The following is a 19,091-nucleotide window of genomic DNA, read 5'->3' as shown; positions in this document are numbered from 1 at the left end:
TTTTTCGTTTGCCCGCCATCCCGCCCAACATCAAGCAGATAGGCGACATGCTCACTGCATGCCGCCTATCTTCGCCCAGCCACCAGTTCGATGTGCTGGCGAAGCCGAATTCGGACGCTCGCCACCTCTATTGCGGTGCAATATGAGGTGTTAGAATAATGGCGTTTTTCATCCCTCCCCTACTACTCCATCCAGGAACTCAATCCATGCCTATCGGCTTTTGTTCCCTCGCCAGACTCCGGGGCCTCTCCCGGTGGTCAGGCATCGCTATGCTCGCTCTTCTCGCTATGTCCTTCAGCCCGGCCGCGCTTGCCGTCACCGGGAGTATCCCGATGACCGGCTCGATGGTCGGTTTCCTGGCAGTCCTGATCTTCGTGCTGGCCTACTCCCTGGTCATGGCCGAAGAGAAGCTGCACATGCGCAAGTCGAAGCCGGTGCTGGTTGCCGCCGGCTTGATCTGGACGATGATCGGCTGGGTCTACGTGCAGGCCGGCATGCCCGACCAGGCCGAGCACGCCTTCCGCGAAACCCTGCTCGAGTTCACCGAGCTCATGCTCTTCCTGCTGGTGGCGATGACCTACATCAACGCCATGGACGAGCGCCGCGTTTTCGATGCCCTACGCTCATGGATGGTACGCAAGGGCTTCAGCTACCGGCAGCTCTTCTGGCTGACGGGCGTGCTGGCCTTCATGATCTCGCCTATCGCCGACAACCTGACCACGGCCATGCTGATGTGTGCGGTGGTGACCAAAGTGGCCGAGGGCGACAAGCGCTTCATCAACCTGTGCTGCATCAACATCGTGGTGGCCGCCAACGCCGGCGGCGCGTTCAGCCCGTTCGGCGACATCACCACGCTGATGGTATGGCAGGCCGGCATCGTGCAGTTCTATGAGTTCTTCACGCTGCTGATTCCTTCCATCGTCAATTTCCTCATTCCCGCGGTGGTGATGAGCTTCTTCATCAACAACCGCAAACCGGAAGGCGTGTACGAGGACGTCTGGCTCAAGCGCGGTGCGCGTCGCATCATCGCCCTGTTCCTGCTCACCGTGGCCACGGCGGTCGCCTGTCACACCCTGCTCCACTTGCCGCCCGTGCTGGGCATGATGACGGGCCTTGGATACCTGCAGTTCTTCGGCTATTACCTGCGCCGTAGCCTGCCGCGCTCGCTGGAGCGCAAGCGTGCTCGCTACACCGCCCGTGGCGATGAGCGCAAATTGGCGCAGTTGGGCAGCGTGGTGCCCTTCGACGTGTTCAATCGCGTGGCACGGGCCGAGTGGGATACTCTGCTGTTCTTCTACGGCGTCGTGATGTGCGTGGGCGGCCTGGGCTTCATGGGTTATCTGGGCCTGCTTTCCGAGGCGCTCTACCTGGGCTGGAACCCGACCTGGGCCAACATCGTGCTGGGGCTGGTCTCGGCGGTGGTCGACAACATTCCCGTGATGTTTGCCGTGTTGACCATGCAGCCTGACATGTCCCATGGGCAGTGGCTGCTGATCACCCTGACGGCCGGTGTGGGTGGCAGCGTGCTGTCGATCGGCTCCGCTGCGGGTGTCGCACTCATGGGCCAGGCGCGTGGCAACTATACCTTCATGGGCCACTTGCGCTGGGCGCCGGTGATCCTGTTGGGCTATGTGGCCAGCATCGCGGTTCACTTATGGCTCAATGCGGCCAGCTTTACCATCGGCTGAGTAGTCGCTGGTAAGACGCAAGACGGGGCAGCTTGGCTGCCCCGTCTCGTATCTGTCGCTTTCATAGAGAAATGAGTGTCAGAAGATGAGCATTAGCAGGCCGATGACCACCAGCAGGCCAATGAGAAAGATGATCCCGGCGGTACTTGCCAGAAATTTGAGCATGTGACGTCTCCTTGTCGATGCCGATTGTGGTTACGAGAAGATAGAAGCCGCCTTCCAGTGCTGCAAGCGAAGCGGGTGTCGCCTGAGCCTCAATAGAGGCGCAAGCCGACCCGGGTTACCCGATTGCCGTCCATCTCGCTGACCACCCAGTGAATGCCGTGCCAGTCGACGTCGTCACCCACGACGGGATGGCCACCTACCCGCAAGGACACGAACTCGGCCAAGGTCATCTCACTCTCTCCGGGGCTCAGGGTCAGGCCGTAAACGCTGGCGATATCCCGCATCAAGGCATCGCCATCGAAGGTGAAAGTGCCGAAGAAGGCACGCTCCCGCTTCAACTTGGCATCGCCGCTGAACAGCCGGTTGAGCGCCGGCAGATCCTCGCTGCGCCCGATGACGCAAATCACGTCGCCAAGCTTCAGGCGCGTGCTGCCCTTGGGGTGCAGCATGGCGTGTTGGCGAAACAGTGCGGAAATCACCGCGCCCGAGGGAAAGCGCAACAGGCGAATGGGGACGTCGTCGAGATCCTGATTGTCCACCTTGTAGACGAACATCTCGTAATCGTTTTCCGGCAGGATGCCGAGCGGGCCGCGATTGTTGGGGGTCACGCCAACGGGCACCTCCACCTTGGTCCAGCGTGCCATCAGGGGTAGCGTGCCGCCCTGAATCAGCAGCGAGAGCAGAACCACGGCAAAGGCGACGTTGAAATAGAGCGCGGAATTCTCCACCCCGCCGATCACCGGGAAAATGGCCAATACGATGGGGACCGCTCCTCTCAGGCCGACCCAGGAGATGAAGCCGATTTCCCGCCAGCGGAAGCGAAAGAACGGCTTGACCGTCACCAGTACCGCCAGCGGGCGGGCGATGAAGATCAGCACCAGCGCCACCAGGGCAGCCGGCAAGGCGAACTCGAGCAGCCCCGATGGGCTGACCAACAGACCCAGGATCAGGAACAGCCCGATCTGGCTCAACCAGGCCAGGCCATCATGCACGGGCAGAATGAAGTTGAGATGGCGCCCCGGCTGGTTGCCGATCATCAACCCGGTGAGATAGATCGCCAGGAAGCCGCTGCCGCCGAGGAAGCTGGTGGCACCGAAAACGCAGAACCCAAGCCCCAGTGCCAGCAGTGAGTAGAGCCCTGGGGCGAGATCCAGCCAGCGCAGCAGTTTGGCGCTCAGCCAGCCGCCGCCCACCCCGATCACCAGGGCCAGGCCGAACTGCAGCGCCATGAACGTTGCCGTCGAACCCAGCCCGCGGATGTCGCCTACCAGTAGTTCGACGAGCAGCACGGTCAGGAAGATGGCCATGGGATCGTTGGTGCCGGACTCGATCTCGAGCGTTGCGCTGACGCGCTCATTGAGATGCACGCCGCGACCGCTGAGCATCGAGAAAACCGCCGCGGCATCGGTGGAACCGACGATGGCGCCGACCAGTAGGCCCTGGACGAGCGTCAGGTCGAAGATCCACATGGCGAACAGGCCGACGATGGCGCTGGTAACGAAAACGCCGAGCGTGGCGAGGGAGAGCGCCGGTCGAAAACCGACCCGGAACGTCTTGAGGCGGGTGCGCAGCCCGCCATCGAGAAGGATCATGGCCAGCGCGAGGTGACCGATCAGGAAAGCCAATGAATAATCGTCGAACTGAATTCCCAGAATACCGTCTTCGCCAGCCAGCATACCCAGCCCGAGGAAGATCAGCAGCAGCGGCAAGCCCACCATCGAAGAGATACGGCTGGCCACGACGCTCAAAGCGATGAGAAAGCCGGATAACAGAAACAGCGTATTGATGGTGTCCATGCATGACCTCGAGCCGGAATGGCTCCATTATGCCATGCCGCCCATACTCTCGCAGGGCGGTCTCAGCTAGCCATGCCTGTCATGACAACGATAAACTGGTCGCTTACTGAAGATTACACATGCTTTGGAGCGCCATGGCCAAGCCTGATCGCAGCACCATGATTCGCATCCTGGCAGTGGCGTTGACGACAGCCCTGCTGTTGGTGCCGCTGTTGCTGCAGGCCGAGCCGGCTGCGGAAGAGGCGGAGCCCCTGCCCGCGCCGCCGCTGGAAGTCGAACTCGAACTCGACACTGAGGTCACGGTATTTCCCACCCTGGTCATCAGCGAGGCCATGGCGCCGGATGGCGCCGTGCCGCTGGTCGAGGCGCCCCCCGTCGTCGAGGGGATCGGGGTCATCGGGCACCTTCTGCCAGAGGCACCGGGCGCGCTCGACGAGCACGAGGAAAGCTCGAGCGAGCCCGCGCCGGACGTGCCAACGGTGGTCACTGCCCCGGCCGATCCGATTGTACCGCCACCCACCACCCAACTGAGCGTGACGCTGGACTGGTACCTCAATCCCCAGCACGCCACCCTGCTGATAGCACGTGAAAAAGGTATGTTCCTGCGTCGCGGACTGGACGTGGCGCTGGTGGTGCCGGCCGATCCCAACGTACCCGCCAAGCTGTTGGCTGCAGGACGAACCGACCTTGCGTTGGGGCGCCAGACCCAACTGCATCTGCTGGTCGATAGCGGCATGCCGCTGGTGCGTATCGCCACCCTGATAGCGGCCCCCGTCTCGGGGCTGATGCTGCGTGCCAATGCCGATTCGGAGAAACAGGACTTGGCCGTGGAAGGCATGCGCATCGGCTATACCGATGCCGATGGTCGCGATGCCATGCTGCAGAGCGTGCTGAGCGAACTGCTGGGAACGGTCAACGGATTGGATCTGGTGGAGTTGAAGGACACCAACTACGCGATGCTCGATGCCATGCGCGCCCAGGACGTCGACGGCATGATGATGCATCATCGCTATCTGCTGCCGCGCCAACTGGCCGACGAAGGCATATTTACCCACACCCTGCCGATCGAGGAGTTCGGCCTGCCACTGCATGATGGCTTGATCCTGATGGCCAACCGCGATCAGCTCAATGGCAAGCGCGATGCACTGCGCCGCTTCGTCTCGGCACTGGAGGAAGCGGCGCTGTGGATCGTCAACCATCCCCGGGAGGCGTGGGAGTTACTGGAAAAGGCCGAACCCGCCCTGGCCGACCCGATCAATCGGGAAGCCTGGGCCGGCATCGCCCCGCGCTTCTCTCTGCAACCGGCGGCCGTGGACAAGGGGCGCTATCTGCGCCTCGAGCAGTACCTGCTGGAGGCCGGCATCATCGAGGTGCCAACACCCCTGGAGCGGCTCGCGATAGACCTGGGTACGGCCACTCCCTAGCCGATGCGCATGGTGGAAATCAGGCTGACAAGGCTGAGAGAAAAGCGTTGACCTTGGCCTGAAAGGCTTCGGGCTGCTCGGCATGCAACCAGTGGCCGGCGTCCTGCAGGGTCACCACTTCGGCCGTCGGCAATACCTCACGCAGCGCCGGCAGCGCCGAATCCGGGACATAGTGCGAACGGCCACCACGCAGCACCAGCACCGGCCCATCGAAAGCGCCCTCACCGGCAGGCGCCTGCATGATCTCTTCGTAGCCTGTCTCGATCTGGTCGAGCCCCACGCGCAATGCCAGCATGCCCTCGGCATCGCGCTCCAGGTTGGTGGCGAGAAACAGGCGCGTGCCACGTTCTTCGACATGTTCGGCCAGTAGTGCATCCGCCTCGCGTCGGTTTTCCGGCCTGCCGCGCTGCAGATTGCGCAGGCCGGCAAAGACCGCGTCGTGGCCATGGCCGTACTTCTGCGGTGCGATGTCGGCCACGATCAGCGACGCCACTCGCTGTGGCGTCATGCGGGCCAGACTGATGACCACCTTGCCACCCATGGAATGCCCCAGCAGATGTGCCCGGTCGATTCCCAGGCGATCCATCAGGGCCAGCAGATCCTCGGCCATTTCGCCATAGCTCATGCCATCGGCGTGGGGCGAGCGACCGTGATTGCGCAGGTCGACCGCGATTACCCGGCGCTGCTCCTGCCACTGCTTGACGTGGGAGCGCCAGTTGTCGGCGCTGCCCAGCAGGCCGTGGACGACGATGAGCGGGGTACCCTCTCCACCGCTATCCTGGAAATTGAGTTCGACGGTCATCCTTCCTCCCTTACATGAGCGTGTGGGCCCGGGCATTTTGGTCTGAGCATCGTTCAGAGCCGCTGCGGTGCCAGATCCTGCTGCCCGGTGATTTGCACCAGCCTGCGGCTCAGCGAGCTCAGCAACACGCCATAGAGCGGCAGGAAGAACAACAGGCTGATGCCCAGCTTGATGACATAGTCCACGGTGGCGATCTCGACCCAGTTGGCTGCCATGAAGGGATCAGGGCTGCGATAGAAGGCCATGGCAAAGAACGCGGCGGTATCGGCGAGATTGCCCAGCACGGTGGAAACGGCCGGGGCGACCCACCAGGCTCGCAGGCTGCGCAAGCGATCGAAGACCTGTACATCGAGCAGTTGGCCGAGCACGTAGGCGGCAAAGCTTGCCAAGGCGATGCGCGCCACGAAGAGGTTCCACTCGCCCAGCGCTTCCAGGCCGGCGAAGCTGCCACGGGGGAAGACGACCGAGACGACGTAGGAGATCAGCAGCGCAGGCAGCATCACGCGCATGATGATGGCGCGGGCCGGCTCCTTGCCGAACAGCCTCACGGTGAGGTCGGTGGCGAGAAAGATGAAAGGAAAGCTGAACGCCCCCCAGGTGGTATGGAAACCGAACAGCGTGAACGGCAGCTGGACGAGATAATTGCTGGCGGCAATGACCAGGATGTGAAACGACACCAGCAGCAGTAGGCAGCGTCGCTGCTGCGCTTCGGACAAGACGAACATGAGTGAATCCTTTTTTGACGGCCGCCACGGCGGCCAAGTCGATGACGAGGGGTGAGGGAACCCTCGCCGGCGCCCGTATCGTCGGGTGCCGGAATGAGGCAGGGATTATACGTGGCCCGCTGGCACTGGCCAATGCCCGTCCGCAGACAGGAGAAGACGAAGCGAGGATGGAGCGCTGAGCCGCCGGGTGGCGGCTCAGCGCTCGAGGATCAGACCTGGCGTGCCTCGTGCGCCGAACCCACGTCACGCGCCTTCATGGCTTCGTGCACGTCCTGCAGGCTTGCCGGGTCGTCGATGGTCGAGGGAACGCCGTACTCCTTGCCGTCGGCGATGTTGCGCAGCAGTTTGCGCAGGATCTTGCCCGAGCGGGTCTTGGGCAGGCGGTTGACCACCAGCACCTGCTTGAAGCAGGCGATCGGGCCGATCTTCTCCCGCACCAGCGCGATCAGCTCGTTTTCCAGGGTGACCTCGTCGCCATCGAAACCGTCCTTGGGGATGACCAGGCCGACCGGTATCTGCCCCTTCAGGGCATCGTGAATGCCGATCACTGCGCATTCGGCCACGGCCCGGTGGGCGCCGACCACCTCTTCCATCTCGCCGGTGGAGAGCCTGTGTCCGGCCACGTTGATGACGTCGTCGGTGCGCCCCATGATGAAGAGATAACCCTGTTCGTCGAAGTAGCCGCCGTCGCCGGTCAGGTAATAGCCGGGAAAGGCGGCCATGTAGGCACTGTGGAACCGCTGAGGATCGCCCCATACGCCGACCAGACAGCCCGGCGGCATGGGCTGCTTGATGACCACGCTGCCCTGTTCCATCGGCGCGGCCTGCTCCCCTTCCCGGTTGAGGATTTGCACGTTGAAGCCGGGCACCGGCACAGTGGCGCTGCCGGCCTTGGTCGGCATCGGTTCGAGCCCCTGCAGATTGGCTGCTATCGGCCAGCCGGTCTCGGTCTGCCACCAGTGGTCGATGACCGGCACGTCGAGCAGGTCGTCCAGCCAGTGGAACGTCGGCGGATCGAGGCGCTCACCCGCCAGATAGAGCGCCTTGAGGCAGGAGATATCGTACTGCTGCAGCAGGATGCCGTCAGGGTCCTCTTTCTTGATGGCGCGGAAGGCCGTCGGCGCAGTGAAGAAGCTCTTGACCCGATACTGGCTGATCAGCCGCCAGAAGGCGCCGGCGTCAGGCGTCTTGACGGGCTTTCCTTCGTAGACCACGGTGGTGCAGCCACGCAGCAGCGGGGCATAGACGATATAGGAGTGGCCCACTACCCAGCCCACGTCCGAGGCTGAGAAGAACACGTCGCCCGGGGCCACGTCGTAGATGGTTTCCATCGAGTAATGCAGTGCTACGGCGTATCCCGCCGTGTCGCGTACCACGCCCTTGGGCTTGCCGGTCGTCCCGGAAGTGTAGAGAACGTAAAGAGGATCGCTCCCCTTCACCGGCACACAGTCGGCCGGCTCGGCGTTCTCGAGCAGCTCGGCCCAATCGAGATCGCGCGGACCGAGTTCGGCCAACTGCTGCTGACGCTGCAGGTAGATGCAAGCATCGGGCTTGTGCTCGCTCAGCTCGATCGCTGCAGCGATGTTCGGCTGATAGGCAATGACCCGGTCGATTTCGACGCCGCAGGAGGCCGCCACCACGACCTTGGGCTTGGCGTCGTCGATGCGAACGGCGAGCTCGTGAGGGGCGAAACCGCCGAATACCACCGAATGCACGGCGCCCAAGCGCGCGCAGGCGTACATCGCCACCAGCGCCTCCGGCACCATCGGCATGTAGATGACGATGCGATCGCCCTTCTCCACCCCGAGCCCCTTGAGCGCGCCGGCGAACAGTGCCACCTCGTCGCGCATCTCGCGGTAGGTCAGCGTGCGTTTCCCCCCGGTGACGGGCGAGTCCCAATAGATGGCCGGCTGGTCGCCTCGCCCCTGGTCGACATGATGATCCAGGGCGGCGTGGCACAGGTTGAGTTCGCCGTCCGTGTACCAGCGAGCGTGCCCTTGCTCGTCGTAATCGAGGACGGTCTTGGGCGACGTGAACCAAGGGATCCGGCGCGCTTGGTCGGCCCAGAAGGATTGCGGCTGTTCGATCGAGCGTTGGTATTCGTTCTTGTAGGCTGGCATGGGCATCTGTCCGACATCGAAGAGAACTTGATTGTTGACACTTTAGAGATTTTCTTCGGTTTTTCCTTCATACCATCGGCTAATATCGAGAAAAAAGCCGGCACATTGTCGTCAGGCGCCACTGGGTTGTTGACAATGAGAAGCAAAAGAGAGGAGCAGCAAGGAGGAAATAGCGACTTTGGTTGATTCTCCGTTTGACAGGGAGGAAGTCACTATCAATGATGACTAAATCAGCAATGCCATGACCAAGATTGGGCGCTGCCGAACAGCAACGGCTGTGACATGTCGTTTGCGCTGTCTTGTCCCGGACCGAGGTAGATGCCTGAAGCCGCCAAGCCCTGAGTCAAGCCACTGTGGCTCGGGCAATATGGGGAGAACATCATGAGCACCTCGCACAGCGCTGCAAGCCGGCTTCTTCAAGCTGGCAACCCGGCCATCGACAACGCTACTGCCCTGCTGAAGGCACTGGCCAACGACAATCGCTTACGTATCCTGTGTCTGCTGGACGGTGCCGAGCTTTCGGTGACCGAACTCAACCAGCGGCTTTCGCTGAGCCAATCCGCCCTCTCGCAGCACTTGGCGATCCTGCGTCGTGAAGGACTCGTGTCGACGCGCCGGGCATCGCAGACCATCTACTACTCGCTGCAGGGCGAACAGGCGCGTCGCATGATCGACGCCCTGGTGCGTTTGCAGGAGGCGTGAGCGGCTGCGACGCCGCACTCAGCGTTTTTCCCAGCGGCTGGCGTCGAGGCGCTCGAGCACACGCATGATGGCTCCCTCGACGGCCTTGCTGGTTGCCATTCCCAGCCGTTCGCCCATCGGGTGGCGGGTCTCGAGACGAACGCCGATGATACGTGCCTCTTCCATACGCGATACCAGATAAGCCTCACTGGTACCGAGCTCATCGATCAGCCCCTTGTCCAGGGCGTCCCGCCCGTACCACACCTCGCCCGTTGCCACCGCTTCGATATCGAGATCGGGGCGCCGCTCGGCCACGTGACGCTTGAACAGAGCATGAATGTTGTCGAGATCGGACTGGAACTTTTCACGCCCCTCTTCGGTGTTCTCACCGAAGACGGTCAGCGTCCGCTTGTACTCACCGGCCGTGAGCAATTCGACATCGACGTCGTGGCGTTTCAGCAGGCGATGAACGTTGGGCAGCTGAGCGACGACGCCGATCGAGCCCAGTACGGCAAACGGTGCGGCGCGCAGCTGGTCGGCGGCACATGCCATGAGGTAGCCGCCGCTGGCAGCAACCTTGTCCACGCAGACGATAGTCTTCAGCCCGGCCTCTCGCAGGCGATCCATCTGGGCGGCGGCGAGCCCGTAGGAGTGCACCAGGCCACCGGCGGACTCGAGACGCACGACGACCTCGTCCCCCGTTTCGGCCGCGGCGATCACGCTGGAGATCTCCTCGGCGAAGCGCCCCACGCCCGAGGCCTTGATGTCACCGCGGAAATCCAGCACCCATACCGTGGGGCGCGGCTCGGACGGCGACTTGCGGCTGCGGGAACGGCTCTTGTCGTCGCGCCGAAAGGCCTTGACCAGGCGCTTGCGCGCACTGGGCTCGGTGGCGGCCAGGGTCAGGCGTCGCCGGCGATACTCCAGCCGGTCGTTCAACTCCTCGATTTTCAGCCGTGTGCGCTCGCGGCCCTCGCCCTTGATCCGGGCAATGACCACCACCGCCACGACGACCAGCAGCGTGAGTACCGACATCTGTACGATGAAGCGCCCGATATCCATCAGCCATTCATTCACGTTGCCACTCCCTCCGTTGGTTGATTGCCAATCGTGACCTCGACCGAGGACATTGACAACGGACTTGATTGAAACGATCGTTTGAAATAACCTTTGACAAACAGGTTCTCAAGTCCCCGGCTCAATACCCATAGGAAATACCATGTCCATCTCGACCCTCGATAAACTGCAAGAGCGCTTCGATCCCCAGGCCGCCAAGGGCATGGACGATGTCTTCCAGTTCCACTTCAGCGACAACGGCAGCCATTATCTGGTCGTCAAGGATGGCACCCTGGCAATCGAGGAGGGCGAGCATGACGACCCTTCCGTCTCGCTCTCCATGAGCACCGATACCCTGAAAGGCATCATGACTGGAGACGTCAATGGCATGACGGCCTTCATGACAGGCAAGCTCAAGGCCACCGGTAACGTGATGCTGGCCACCAAGCTCACCAGCCTGTTCCCTAATCGCTGATCGACCCGCGTCGACACAGCGTCGAAGGGCCGCCAACAGGCGGCCCTTTTCATTACTGCAAGCCACCGCCTGTCATTTACGCGCGACCCCGCCCGCGACCTCGGCCAGGTGGGTTTCGATCAGCGCCCGGGATATGGAGTATGTCGGCGGAAGTTGGGGCAGCCGGCCGGGCGTGAACCAGGCGGCGTCGGCGATCTCGATGCCGTCGATGCGAATGCGCCGGCTGGCGGCTTCGGCGAAGAAGCCCAGCATCAGGGCGTGGGGAAAGGGCCAAGCCTGGCTGCGGTAGTAGCGTATGCGCCCTACGCTGACGCCCACTTCCTCGTGCACCTCGCGGTGAACCGCCTCCTCGGCCGATTCGCCCGGCTCGATGAAGCCGGCCAGCGTGGAGTAGCGTCCCGGCGGAAAGCGCGGACTGCGAGCCAACAGCATGGCTTCGCCATGAGTGACAAGGGTGATGATGCAGGGCGAGATGCGCGGATAGTTACGATGCCCGCACTGCTCACAGTGCATGGCGAATTCGGCATCGAGCCGCGCCGAGGGCGCTCCGCAGCGCCCGCAGAAGCGATGATCGCGTATCCAGGCTGCCACCTGCAGCGCGGTGGAGATCAGCGGAAACCAGGATTCCGGTAGCCGTGCCAGCCACTGCCGTCCGTCGGGCCAACTCTCGTCGGCATGCTCTTCCACCGACAGCGCGATCGGCTCGTCATGCCAGAAGGCCAGTGGCTGCACGCTCTGGGGCCAGGGTTGCTCCGGCTGCAGCGGGCTACCATCCGGGCCGATGGCAATGCGTCCATCGGCCACACGAATCAGGCGGCCGTAGCTACAGCCGAGCGGTAGCTCACGGCGCAGCATCGCTGGCCTCGTGCGTCTGGCCTAGCAGCGCGTCCCAGTGGCAGCTGCCCGATGCCTGACGAATCTGGTCGAGTTTGGCCTGGTGGGCAGCCAGTTCCTCGGCGCCGGGCTGCACCACGCGCAGAGTGCCGGCAGGCAAGGCAAGGCGCCTGATGGACAGGCCGCTGGCCATGGCGTCGCTACTGCTGCTCTCCTCCGCATCCAGCGACAGCGCCGTCTGACCACCGGTCATGGCCAGATAGACTTCGGCCAGGATCTCTGCATCGAGCAAGGCGCCGTGCAGCACACGATGACCGTTGTCGATCTCGTAGCGTTTGCACAAGGCATCCAGGTTGTTGCGCTGGCCGGGGTGGCGCTCGCGTGCCAGTTTCAGCGTATCCAGGATTCGACAGTGCTCGGCCACCGGCCCCAGGCGTGGCTCACCGCGAGCCGACAGAAGCAGGTTGAACTCGTGGTCGATGAAGCCGACGTCGAACGCGGCGTTGTGGATCACAAGTTCGGCACCGCGCACGAATGCCCAGAACTCATCGGCGACCGCGGAAAAGACCGGTTTGTCCTCGAGAAACTCGTTGGTGATGCCGTGCACCCCGATGGCCTCGGCCTCGACCTCGCGCTCGGGATTGATGTACTGATGGTAGGTGCGTCCCGTGAATCGGCGGTTCACGAGCTCAAGGGCACCGATCTCGATCAGGCGGTGGCCTTCCCGGGGGTCGATACCGGTGGTTTCGGTATCCAGCACGATCTGACGCATGGCTAGGACTCAGGTTGAGTGATGGTGGGCTTGGAGCTGGTCCGGTGGGCATCGATGGCGGCGTTGGCCAGCGCATCGGCGCGCTCGTTGCCGGGATGGCCGCTGTGCCCCTTGACCCAATGCCAATGAATCCGATGGCGCCGAGTCTCCTCGAGCAGCTCGCGCCAAAGCTCCGCATTCTTGACGGGTTGACGATTGGCCGTCTTCCAATTGCGCTTCATCCAGCCGTGGATCCATTCGGTGATGCCGAGCCGCAGGTATTCGGAGTCGGTCCAGAGCTCCACCTCGCAGGGGCGCTTGAGCGTGCGCAACGCCATGATGGCGGCCATCAACTCCATGCGATTGTTGGTGGTGTTCGCCTCGAAGCCATTGAGGGTCTTCTCGTGACTGCCGCTTTCCAGTACGGCCCCCCACCCCCCCGGGCCCGGGTTACCGCGGCAGGCACCATCGGTGTGTATCGTCACGCTGGGGAGGGGCTGATCGCGCTCACTGTCACTCAACTTCGGTGGTCCTTCTACTTGGTTCCGGCGCGGTACTTCCGACACGCGTCGCATGACCCAGGGCTCCGCCGCCCAGGCTGCTCTGAATGCGCAGCTTGGGTCGCTGACTCTGAACGAGGCGCGCTCGGCGTCTGGCACGAATGATGTAGCTATCGCCCAGCGGCACGTTATGCCGCCGCCCGAGAGTTTCGAGCGTGGCATTGTTAGGTAGGCTGCCAGGAAGATGAAAGCCGCAATAGTCTACCCGCTCGATGCGAAAGTCGACAAACGCCAGCCAGTCTCCGAGCTTTGCCGGGGTTCTCCAGTGACCACGCCAGGGCAAGCGGTTACGCCGCCTGGGCGAGAGCCGTGCCAGGCCGGTAATGCCCAGCGGCATCCAGCCCAGTACGATCAGACAGCCATCGTCCGCCGTGACCCGAGCTGCTTCCTGCAGTAGCCGGTGCGGTTCTTCCACGAGTTCGAGCAAGTGGTGCACGATGACCAGATGCAGACATTCATCCGGCAGAGGGAGCGCGTCCAGCGGACAGACCAGGCTCGACGCAGACTCGGAGAGCTCGGCGGTGGGAGCCCAGCGAATGTTATGGCGGATGGGTGACATGTCGGTCAGCGAAGGCCCCATTCCCAGTTCAAGACTGTGGCCGCCGTGCAGGCTTTCACATACGGGACCCAGGCAGGCCCGTTCGGCACGCCAATGCGCCTGTCCGTTCTCGCTGGACCAGTAGCGATGCCCCTCTCGATACAGCTGAGCCAAGGTGGCCGCTCCGTGCGGATTTGACATTTCCGACCATTACCTCCATGATCACCGGTTTTGCAGGCAATTTTTGGCTAATTGGCCGCTATTTCGTCGCCATGTTTCGCATGCTGGCGACCCCAAGTGACGCCGGACGCAATGGGAAACACCGGCGAGCTGCATTCATTTCGGTTGACAATTCGGTTGACGACGCAACAAGGACAGACCGCCTATGCTGAGCGTGACACCGATTCCCGCTTTTAGCGACAACTATATCTGGCTACTGCGCCAGGATACGAGCCCGGAAGCCTGTGTCGTGGATCCAGGCGATGCGGCGCCGGTCATCCAGACGCTGGAGCAGGAAGGCCTCGCCCTCGGCACCATTCTCGTCACCCATCATCATCACGACCACACGGGTGGCCTGCCGGAGCTCATCGAACGCTATTCACCCGAGGTCATCGGCCCCGACAACCCGGCTATCTCGGGCCTGACGCAGCGAGTCGGTCAAGGCGACTCCTGCCGCGTCATGGGACGTCGCTTCGACGTCCACGAGGTGCCCGGCCATACCCTCGATCATATCGCCTTCTTCACGGCTGGCATCCCCCCACTGCTGTTCTGCGGCGACACGCTGTTTGCGGGGGGCTGCGGCCGGCTGTTCGAAGGCAGCCCGGAGCAGATGTACCGCTCTCTACAGACCCTGGCCGCGCTGCCGGACGACACTCTGGTTTTCGCGGCTCACGAGTACACCCTGGCCAACCTGAAATTTGCTCAGGCGGCGGACCCGCACAACCGGGACGTTGCCGATGCCCTGGCGGAAACTCGGCGTGCCCGCGAGCACGACCGCCCCACTCTGCCCAGCCAGATTGCACGCGAGAAGCGCATCAATCCCTTCTTGCGCTGTGCAGACCCGGACGTACGCGCCACCGCTTCTCAGCATGGCAATACCGAAACCGACCAGAGCACCTTCGCGACCCTGCGTGCCTGGAAAGACGGTTTCTGACATCGATTTTAAAGACACGTTTTCAAGACACGGCTTTTCAAGAATCGACGAATCCCATGGGCAACGCGACGACGAATGCCCAGAAGGAGAACGCATGACTTATCGAACGACGAGGCAGTGGACGCTGGCACTTGCCGGGGGTATCGCCATGATTGGCGCGCTGTCGGCGACCAGCCCGGCGCTGTTGGCATCACCTCATCCGGGCGCCTCACCTGCCTTGCCCACTCACCATTTCTGGGACGACCTGAATCTCGAGGCCATGCCGGGAGATGCCTGGGAGCGGTTGCGCGACAATCTGGCGTGGCAGGATCGTCGCCATGACGCCCGGGTGCAGCACTGGATCGAGCATTACCGCGCCAACCCCCACAACGTGGTCGAGATCATCGAGCGCGCCCGCCCCTGGATGGCCTGGATCACCGAGCAGGTGGAACTGCGCGGGCTGCCCGGCGAAGTGAGCCTGATCCCCTTCGTCGAAAGCTCCTACGACCCCCATGCCCGCAGCAACCGGGGCGCAGCCGGGCTCTGGCAGTTCATGCCCGGGACCGCCGATGCCCTGGGGCTGCGCCGGCATGGCGGCTACGATGGGCGTCTCGATGTGGTTGCTGCCACTCACGCCGCGCTGGACTACATCGAGCTGCAGGCCGAGCAGTGGTATGAAGGCGACATCGAGCTTTCGCTGGCGGCGTACAACGCCGGCGCCGGTACGGTCAACCGCGCGCGGCATGGCGCTCAAGCTCGCGGCGAAGCCGGTGATTACTGGCAGTTGCAGTTGCCCAACGAAACCATGCAATACCTGCCCAAGCTGAACGCCATCGCAGCGATCATCGAAGATCCCGATGCCTATGGTGTCGCCCTGCCCGAGATCGACGATGCGCCTGCCTTTGCCAAGGTGCCGGTCAATCGGCCCATCGAGCTTTCCCAACTGGCCAGGGCGACTGGCGTTGCCGCCTCGGAACTCACCTCGCTCAATCCCGGCCTTACCAACGGTAGCGCCAACCCGTCCACGGTCGAGGTGGTGCTGGTGCCGGTCGAACAGGAAGAGCTGATACTGGCCGAGCTGAGCGCTCCGGCACCGCAAACAGCACCAGCGCCGGCTGGCGACAGCCAATATCTGGTGCAACGAGGCGACAGTCTCTCTGCCATTGCGGCTCGTCATAGCATCAGCGTGGCCGAGCTACGCCAGCATAACGGCCTGCGTGGCGACACCATTCAGGTGGGCCAGACGCTCGAGATTCCTCATCGCAGCCTGGCCGCACGGTAAAATAGGCAGCAACGCAGCACAAACCGAGGTTTACAAGCGACGGGTGGCCTGACACCTTATGGCGGTAATGCTCGATTTTCCGGGATAGCCCCTACCAAGGATGTCTTAGATGCGGTTCGTCTTGCGCTCCACGCTGTGCTGCTGCCTGTTGATCGGCGGGTGGGCCTCTCCGCTCGCGGCCGGTGCCGATACCGTTCCTACCGTCCACGGCCTGGCTCTCTACGATGAGCCTGCCCTGCCCGAAGATTTCAGCCACTTTCCCTATGTGGAGCCCGATGCTCCCAAGGGTGGCACCATGACGCAGGCGGCGGTAGGCAGCAGCTTCGATTCGACCAACCCTTTCATCATCCGCGGCACGCCGGCCATCGGCATCGGCCAGATCTACGATACGCTGCTCACCGAGAACGCCGACGAGCCGTTCAGCGTCTACGGCTTGCTGGCCGAAGGCATACGGCTCGATCCGGAGCGCTACTGGATCGAGTTCGACCTGCGCCCTGAGGCCCGCTTTCACGACGGCGAGCCGGTAACGGCCGAAGACGTGGTGTTCAGCTTCAACCTGCTGATCGAGGAGGGCAATCCGTTCTATCGCGGCTATTACGCCGACGTCGAACGGGTCGTGGCGCTGGATCCTCATATCGTGCGCTTCGAGTTCTCCACCAACCACTCGCGTGAACTGCCGCTGATCGTCGGTCAACTGCCAATCCTGCCCAAGCACTACTGGGAAGAACGCGACTTCAGCGCTCCGACGCTGGCACGCCATCCCGGTTCAGGACCGTACCGAATCGCCAGCGTCGAGCCCGGTCGGCGCATCGTCTATCGGCGCGACGACGACTACTGGGGGCGCGACCTGCCGGTCAACGTCGGCCGGCACAACATCGACCGCCTGATCTACGACTACTACCGCGATCGCGACATCGCTTGGGAAGCCTTCAAGGCGGGTGTGATGGACTACCGCATCGACGCCCGCGCGGCCACCTGGGCCATCGGCTACGATTTTCCCGCCTATCGCGACGGCCTGGTCAAGCGCATCACCGTGCCGGACGGTCAGCCTTCGCGCATGCAGTCGTTCGTGTTCAACCTGCGCCGCGACAAGTTCCAGGATCCCCGCGTTCGTGAGGCGCTGAACCTGACCTTCGACTTCCCCTGGCTCAACGCCAACCTGTTCTACGACTCCTATCACCCCACCGAGAGCTATTTCCAGAACTCCGAGATGGCCGCCGAGGGCTTGCCGAGCGAAGCGGAGCTCGAACTGCTCGAACCCCATCGCGATGAACTCCCCGCGCGTGTATTCGACAGTCCGGTACCCATCGATCATCCCGAGGATCTTCGCGAACGCCTGCGGCTTGCCTACGATCTGCTGCTCGAAGCCGGCTACGAGGTACGGGACGGCAGATTGGTCGATGAGCGTGGACGCCCTCTCACCGTCGAGGTGATGCTGTTCGACAGCGGCATGGAGCGCGTGGTGCAGCCGATGCTGCGCAACATGTCGCGCCTTGGCGTGCAGGGCCGGCTGCGCATCGTGGACATCAACCAGTTCCTCAACCGTCTGCGCAGCTTCGATTTCGACATCGTCGTCGGCCAGTTCCCGCAGTCGAACAACCCCGGCAACGAGCAGCGCGAATACTGGACCAGCGAGTTCGCCCACTCGCCCCAGAGCCGCAACCTGATGGGGCTCGAGAGCCCGGCGGTGGACGAGCTGGTGGAACGCATCATTCGCGCCGACAGCCGGGAGGAGCTCAACACCGCCACGCGTGCGCTGGACCGGGTACTACTGTGGAGTTTCATCACCGTTCCCCAGTACCATTCCGGCGAAACCCGCATAGCGGTATGGGACAAGTTCGGCTATCCGGAGCCGTTTCCCAAGTATGGCTTGGACCTCTCGGCCTGGTGGGTGGACACCGCCCGCGAAGCCGAGTTGAACCGCCGTCTGCGACGCAGATAGGCAGTCACCGTTTGCTACCCAAGCTCCTACGAGGATGATCTATCGTGAGTCGCTACATCCTGCGCCGCCTGCTGCTGATGATCCCGACCCTGATCGGCATCATGCTGCTCAACTTCATCATCGTGCAGGCCGCCCCGGGCGGGCCCATCGACCAGATGCTGGCCCGCTTCGAGGGCATGGACGCCATGGCCAGTACCCGTCTGGATGCCGGCGGCGGCGACGTGGTGGTACAGGATGAGTCGCGCGGCGCTCGCGGCGTCGATCCGCGCTTCATCGAGCAGCTCGAGCAGCAGTTCGGCTTCGACCAGCCGGCTCACATCCGCTTCCTGACCATGATGCGCGACTACGCCACCTTCGACTTCGGCAACAGTTTTTTCCGCGATAGGCCAGTGGTGGAGTTGATGATCGAACGCCTGCCGGTGTCGATCTCGCTGGGCCTGTGGACCACGCTGCTGGTTTATCTGATCTCGATCCCGCTGGGGATACGCAAGGCGCTGCATCACGGCTCACGCTTCGACGTCTGGACCTCGGGGCTGGTGATCGTCGGCTATGCCATTCCCGGCTTCCTGTTCGCCATTCTGCTGATCGTGCTGTTCGCCGGAGGCAGCTACTGGGACCTGTTTCCGCTGCGCGGATTGACCTCGCCGGACTTCGAGGAGCTCTCCACCTGGGGCAAGATCAAGGATTACTTCTGGCACATCACCCTGCCGGTCACGGCCATGACCATCGGCAGTTTCGCCACCCTGACCATGCTGACCAAGAACAGCTTCCTGGACGAGATCCACAAGCAATACGTGCTGACGGCGCGAGCCAAGGGCGCCAGTGACCGGCGTACGCTGTATGGCCACGTGTTCCGCAATGCCATGCTGATCATCATCGCCGGCCTGCCCGGGGCGCTGGTCACGATCTTCTTCACCGGATCGCTGCTGATCGAGGTGATCTTCTCCCTCGAAGGGCTTGGCCTGCTCGGTTTCGAGGCGGTGATGCAGCGCGACTACCCGGTAATCTTCGGCACCCTGTTCCTGTATACCCTGATCGGTCTGATTCTGAAGCTGATCTCCGATCTCACCTATGTCTGGGTGGACCCGCGCATAGATTTCGAGACCCGGGAGTCCTGAGA

At 62.9% G+C, this 19,091-nt stretch carries 18 protein-coding genes; 8 read left to right on the top strand and 10 right to left on the bottom strand.

Annotated features, from left to right (window positions below):
• Positions 1–269: 269 nt before the first annotated feature.
• The gene (gene nhaD, locus HOP59_RS11155) at positions 270–1,688 is read left to right on the top strand and encodes a sodium:proton antiporter NhaD (RefSeq protein WP_234254010.1); all 1,419 of its coding nucleotides are present in this window, start codon (positions 270–272) and stop codon (positions 1,686–1,688) included.
• Positions 1,689–1,766: 78 nt separating this feature from the next.
• On the opposite strand, the gene HOP59_RS23725 is transcribed toward nhaD, so the two are convergent.
• Positions 1,767–1,853: a small membrane protein YohP gene (locus HOP59_RS23725; protein ID WP_442861953.1), complete on the bottom strand. Its 87-nt coding sequence runs from the start codon at positions 1,851–1,853 to the stop codon at positions 1,767–1,769.
• 89 nt (positions 1,854–1,942) lie between these two features.
• Complete coding sequence (locus tag HOP59_RS11150) at positions 1,943–3,649, bottom strand: potassium/proton antiporter (protein ID WP_010628551.1); 1,707 nt, start codon at positions 3,647–3,649, stop codon at positions 1,943–1,945.
• Positions 3,650–3,783: 134 nt separating this feature from the next.
• On the opposite strand from HOP59_RS11150, the gene HOP59_RS11145 reads away from it, so the two are divergent.
• Entirely contained in the window at positions 3,784–5,073 is a 1,290-nt protein-coding gene (locus HOP59_RS11145) for an ABC transporter substrate-binding protein (RefSeq protein WP_234254009.1), read from the top strand.
• A 19-nt stretch (positions 5,074–5,092) separates the two neighbouring features.
• Here the strand turns inward: HOP59_RS11145 and HOP59_RS11140 are convergent, their stop codons facing one another.
• The 3 genes from HOP59_RS11140 to HOP59_RS11130 form a co-directional block, all read right to left on the bottom strand.
• Positions 5,093–5,875, bottom strand: a complete 783-nt coding sequence (locus HOP59_RS11140; RefSeq protein ID WP_234254008.1) for an alpha/beta fold hydrolase — start codon at positions 5,873–5,875, stop codon at positions 5,093–5,095.
• A 53-nt stretch (positions 5,876–5,928) separates the two neighbouring features.
• Positions 5,929–6,600 (bottom strand): 7-cyano-7-deazaguanine/7-aminomethyl-7-deazaguanine transporter, encoded by a 672-nt coding sequence (locus tag HOP59_RS11135; protein WP_010628548.1) that lies wholly within the window; start codon positions 6,598–6,600, stop codon positions 5,929–5,931.
• Positions 6,601–6,809: 209 nt separating this feature from the next.
• Positions 6,810–8,720 carry a propionyl-CoA synthetase gene (locus HOP59_RS11130; protein ID WP_234254007.1) on the bottom strand — a complete coding sequence of 637 codons (1,911 nt, stop codon included), beginning with the start codon at positions 8,718–8,720 and terminating at the stop codon, positions 6,810–6,812.
• 381 nt (positions 8,721–9,101) lie between these two features.
• Between HOP59_RS11130 and HOP59_RS11125 the strand changes: the two genes are divergently transcribed.
• Positions 9,102–9,422 carry an ArsR/SmtB family transcription factor gene (locus HOP59_RS11125; RefSeq protein WP_010628546.1) on the top strand — a complete coding sequence of 107 codons (321 nt, stop codon included), beginning with the start codon at positions 9,102–9,104 and terminating at the stop codon, positions 9,420–9,422.
• 18 nt (positions 9,423–9,440) lie between these two features.
• Here the strand turns inward: HOP59_RS11125 and sohB are convergent, their stop codons facing one another.
• Complete coding sequence (gene sohB / locus HOP59_RS11120) at positions 9,441–10,478, bottom strand: protease SohB (protein WP_234254006.1); 1,038 nt, start codon at positions 10,476–10,478, stop codon at positions 9,441–9,443.
• Between the two features lie 142 nt (positions 10,479–10,620).
• Here sohB and HOP59_RS11115 point away from each other — a divergent pair, with 142 nt between their 5' ends.
• Positions 10,621–10,932 (top strand): SCP2 sterol-binding domain-containing protein, encoded by a 312-nt coding sequence (locus tag HOP59_RS11115; RefSeq protein WP_010628544.1) that lies wholly within the window; start codon positions 10,621–10,623, stop codon positions 10,930–10,932.
• A gap of 72 nt (positions 10,933–11,004) precedes the next feature.
• Here the strand turns inward: HOP59_RS11115 and nudC are convergent, their stop codons facing one another.
• From nudC to HOP59_RS11095, 4 genes are read right to left on the bottom strand one after another with little or no spacing between them, the layout of a single operon-like run.
• On the bottom strand, positions 11,005–11,787 hold the full coding sequence (nudC, locus tag HOP59_RS11110) for an NAD(+) diphosphatase (RefSeq protein WP_234254005.1): 783 nt from the start codon (positions 11,785–11,787) through the stop codon (positions 11,005–11,007).
• Positions 11,774–12,538 carry a DNA polymerase III subunit epsilon gene (gene dnaQ / locus HOP59_RS11105; protein ID WP_234254004.1) on the bottom strand — a complete coding sequence of 255 codons (765 nt, stop codon included), beginning with the start codon at positions 12,536–12,538 and terminating at the stop codon, positions 11,774–11,776. The genes nudC and dnaQ overlap by 14 nt, the downstream gene beginning before the upstream one ends.
• Positions 12,539–12,540: 2 nt before the next feature.
• Positions 12,541–13,038 (bottom strand): ribonuclease HI, encoded by a 498-nt coding sequence (rnhA, locus tag HOP59_RS11100; RefSeq protein WP_010628541.1) that lies wholly within the window; start codon positions 13,036–13,038, stop codon positions 12,541–12,543.
• Complete coding sequence (locus tag HOP59_RS11095; RefSeq protein WP_010628540.1) at positions 13,031–13,816, bottom strand: class I SAM-dependent methyltransferase; 786 nt, start codon at positions 13,814–13,816, stop codon at positions 13,031–13,033. The genes rnhA and HOP59_RS11095 overlap by 8 nt, the downstream gene beginning before the upstream one ends.
• A 184-nt stretch (positions 13,817–14,000) precedes the next feature.
• Here HOP59_RS11095 and gloB point away from each other — a divergent pair, with 184 nt between their 5' ends.
• From gloB to HOP59_RS11075, 4 genes are all read left to right on the top strand, one after another.
• Positions 14,001–14,768, top strand: a complete 768-nt coding sequence (gene gloB / locus HOP59_RS11090) for a hydroxyacylglutathione hydrolase (protein WP_010628539.1) — start codon at positions 14,001–14,003, stop codon at positions 14,766–14,768.
• Between the two features lie 94 nt (positions 14,769–14,862).
• Positions 14,863–16,029 carry a transglycosylase SLT domain-containing protein gene (locus tag HOP59_RS11085; protein ID WP_010628538.1) on the top strand — a complete coding sequence of 389 codons (1,167 nt, stop codon included), beginning with the start codon at positions 14,863–14,865 and terminating at the stop codon, positions 16,027–16,029.
• 109 nt (positions 16,030–16,138) lie between these two features.
• Positions 16,139–17,971, top strand: a complete 1,833-nt coding sequence (locus HOP59_RS11080; protein WP_010628537.1) for an extracellular solute-binding protein — start codon at positions 16,139–16,141, stop codon at positions 17,969–17,971.
• A 44-nt stretch (positions 17,972–18,015) separates the two neighbouring features.
• Positions 18,016–19,089 carry a microcin C ABC transporter permease YejB gene (locus tag HOP59_RS11075; RefSeq protein ID WP_010628536.1) on the top strand — a complete coding sequence of 358 codons (1,074 nt, stop codon included), beginning with the start codon at positions 18,016–18,018 and terminating at the stop codon, positions 19,087–19,089.
• Positions 19,090–19,091: the final 2 nt, after the last annotated feature.

This window comes from Billgrantia aerodenitrificans (genome assembly GCF_021404405.1).
Classification (GTDB): Bacteria; Pseudomonadota; Gammaproteobacteria; order Pseudomonadales; family Halomonadaceae; genus Halomonas; species Halomonas aerodenitrificans.
This window is presented reverse-complemented; position numbering and strand designations above follow the sequence as displayed.

Excerpts from the sequence above, each read along its gene's own strand:
- nhaD (WP_234254010.1), top strand. The coding sequence starts at position 270 with ATGCTCGCTCTTCTCGCTATGTCCTTCAGCCCGGCCGCGCTTGCCGTC.
- HOP59_RS23725 (WP_442861953.1), bottom strand. The coding sequence starts at position 1,853 with ATGCTCAAATTTCTGGCAAGTACCGCCGGGATCATCTTTCTCATTGGC.
- HOP59_RS11150 (WP_010628551.1), bottom strand. The coding sequence starts at position 3,649 with ATGGACACCATCAATACGCTGTTTCTGTTATCCGGCTTTCTCATCGCT.
- HOP59_RS11145 (WP_234254009.1), top strand. The coding sequence starts at position 3,784 with ATGGCCAAGCCTGATCGCAGCACCATGATTCGCATCCTGGCAGTGGCG.
- HOP59_RS11140 (WP_234254008.1), bottom strand. The coding sequence starts at position 5,875 with ATGACCGTCGAACTCAATTTCCAGGATAGCGGTGGAGAGGGTACCCCG.
- HOP59_RS11135 (WP_010628548.1), bottom strand. The coding sequence starts at position 6,600 with ATGTTCGTCTTGTCCGAAGCGCAGCAGCGACGCTGCCTACTGCTGCTG.
- HOP59_RS11130 (WP_234254007.1), bottom strand. The coding sequence starts at position 8,720 with ATGCCAGCCTACAAGAACGAATACCAACGCTCGATCGAACAGCCGCAA.
- HOP59_RS11125 (WP_010628546.1), top strand. The coding sequence starts at position 9,102 with ATGAGCACCTCGCACAGCGCTGCAAGCCGGCTTCTTCAAGCTGGCAAC.
- HOP59_RS11115 (WP_010628544.1), top strand. The coding sequence starts at position 10,621 with ATGTCCATCTCGACCCTCGATAAACTGCAAGAGCGCTTCGATCCCCAG.
- nudC (WP_234254005.1), bottom strand. The coding sequence starts at position 11,787 with ATGCTGCGCCGTGAGCTACCGCTCGGCTGTAGCTACGGCCGCCTGATT.
- dnaQ (WP_234254004.1), bottom strand. The coding sequence starts at position 12,538 with ATGCGTCAGATCGTGCTGGATACCGAAACCACCGGTATCGACCCCCGG.
- HOP59_RS11095 (WP_010628540.1), bottom strand. The coding sequence starts at position 13,816 with ATGTCAAATCCGCACGGAGCGGCCACCTTGGCTCAGCTGTATCGAGAG.
- gloB (WP_010628539.1), top strand. The coding sequence starts at position 14,001 with ATGCTGAGCGTGACACCGATTCCCGCTTTTAGCGACAACTATATCTGG.
- HOP59_RS11085 (WP_010628538.1), top strand. The coding sequence starts at position 14,863 with ATGACTTATCGAACGACGAGGCAGTGGACGCTGGCACTTGCCGGGGGT.
- HOP59_RS11080 (WP_010628537.1), top strand. The coding sequence starts at position 16,139 with ATGCGGTTCGTCTTGCGCTCCACGCTGTGCTGCTGCCTGTTGATCGGC.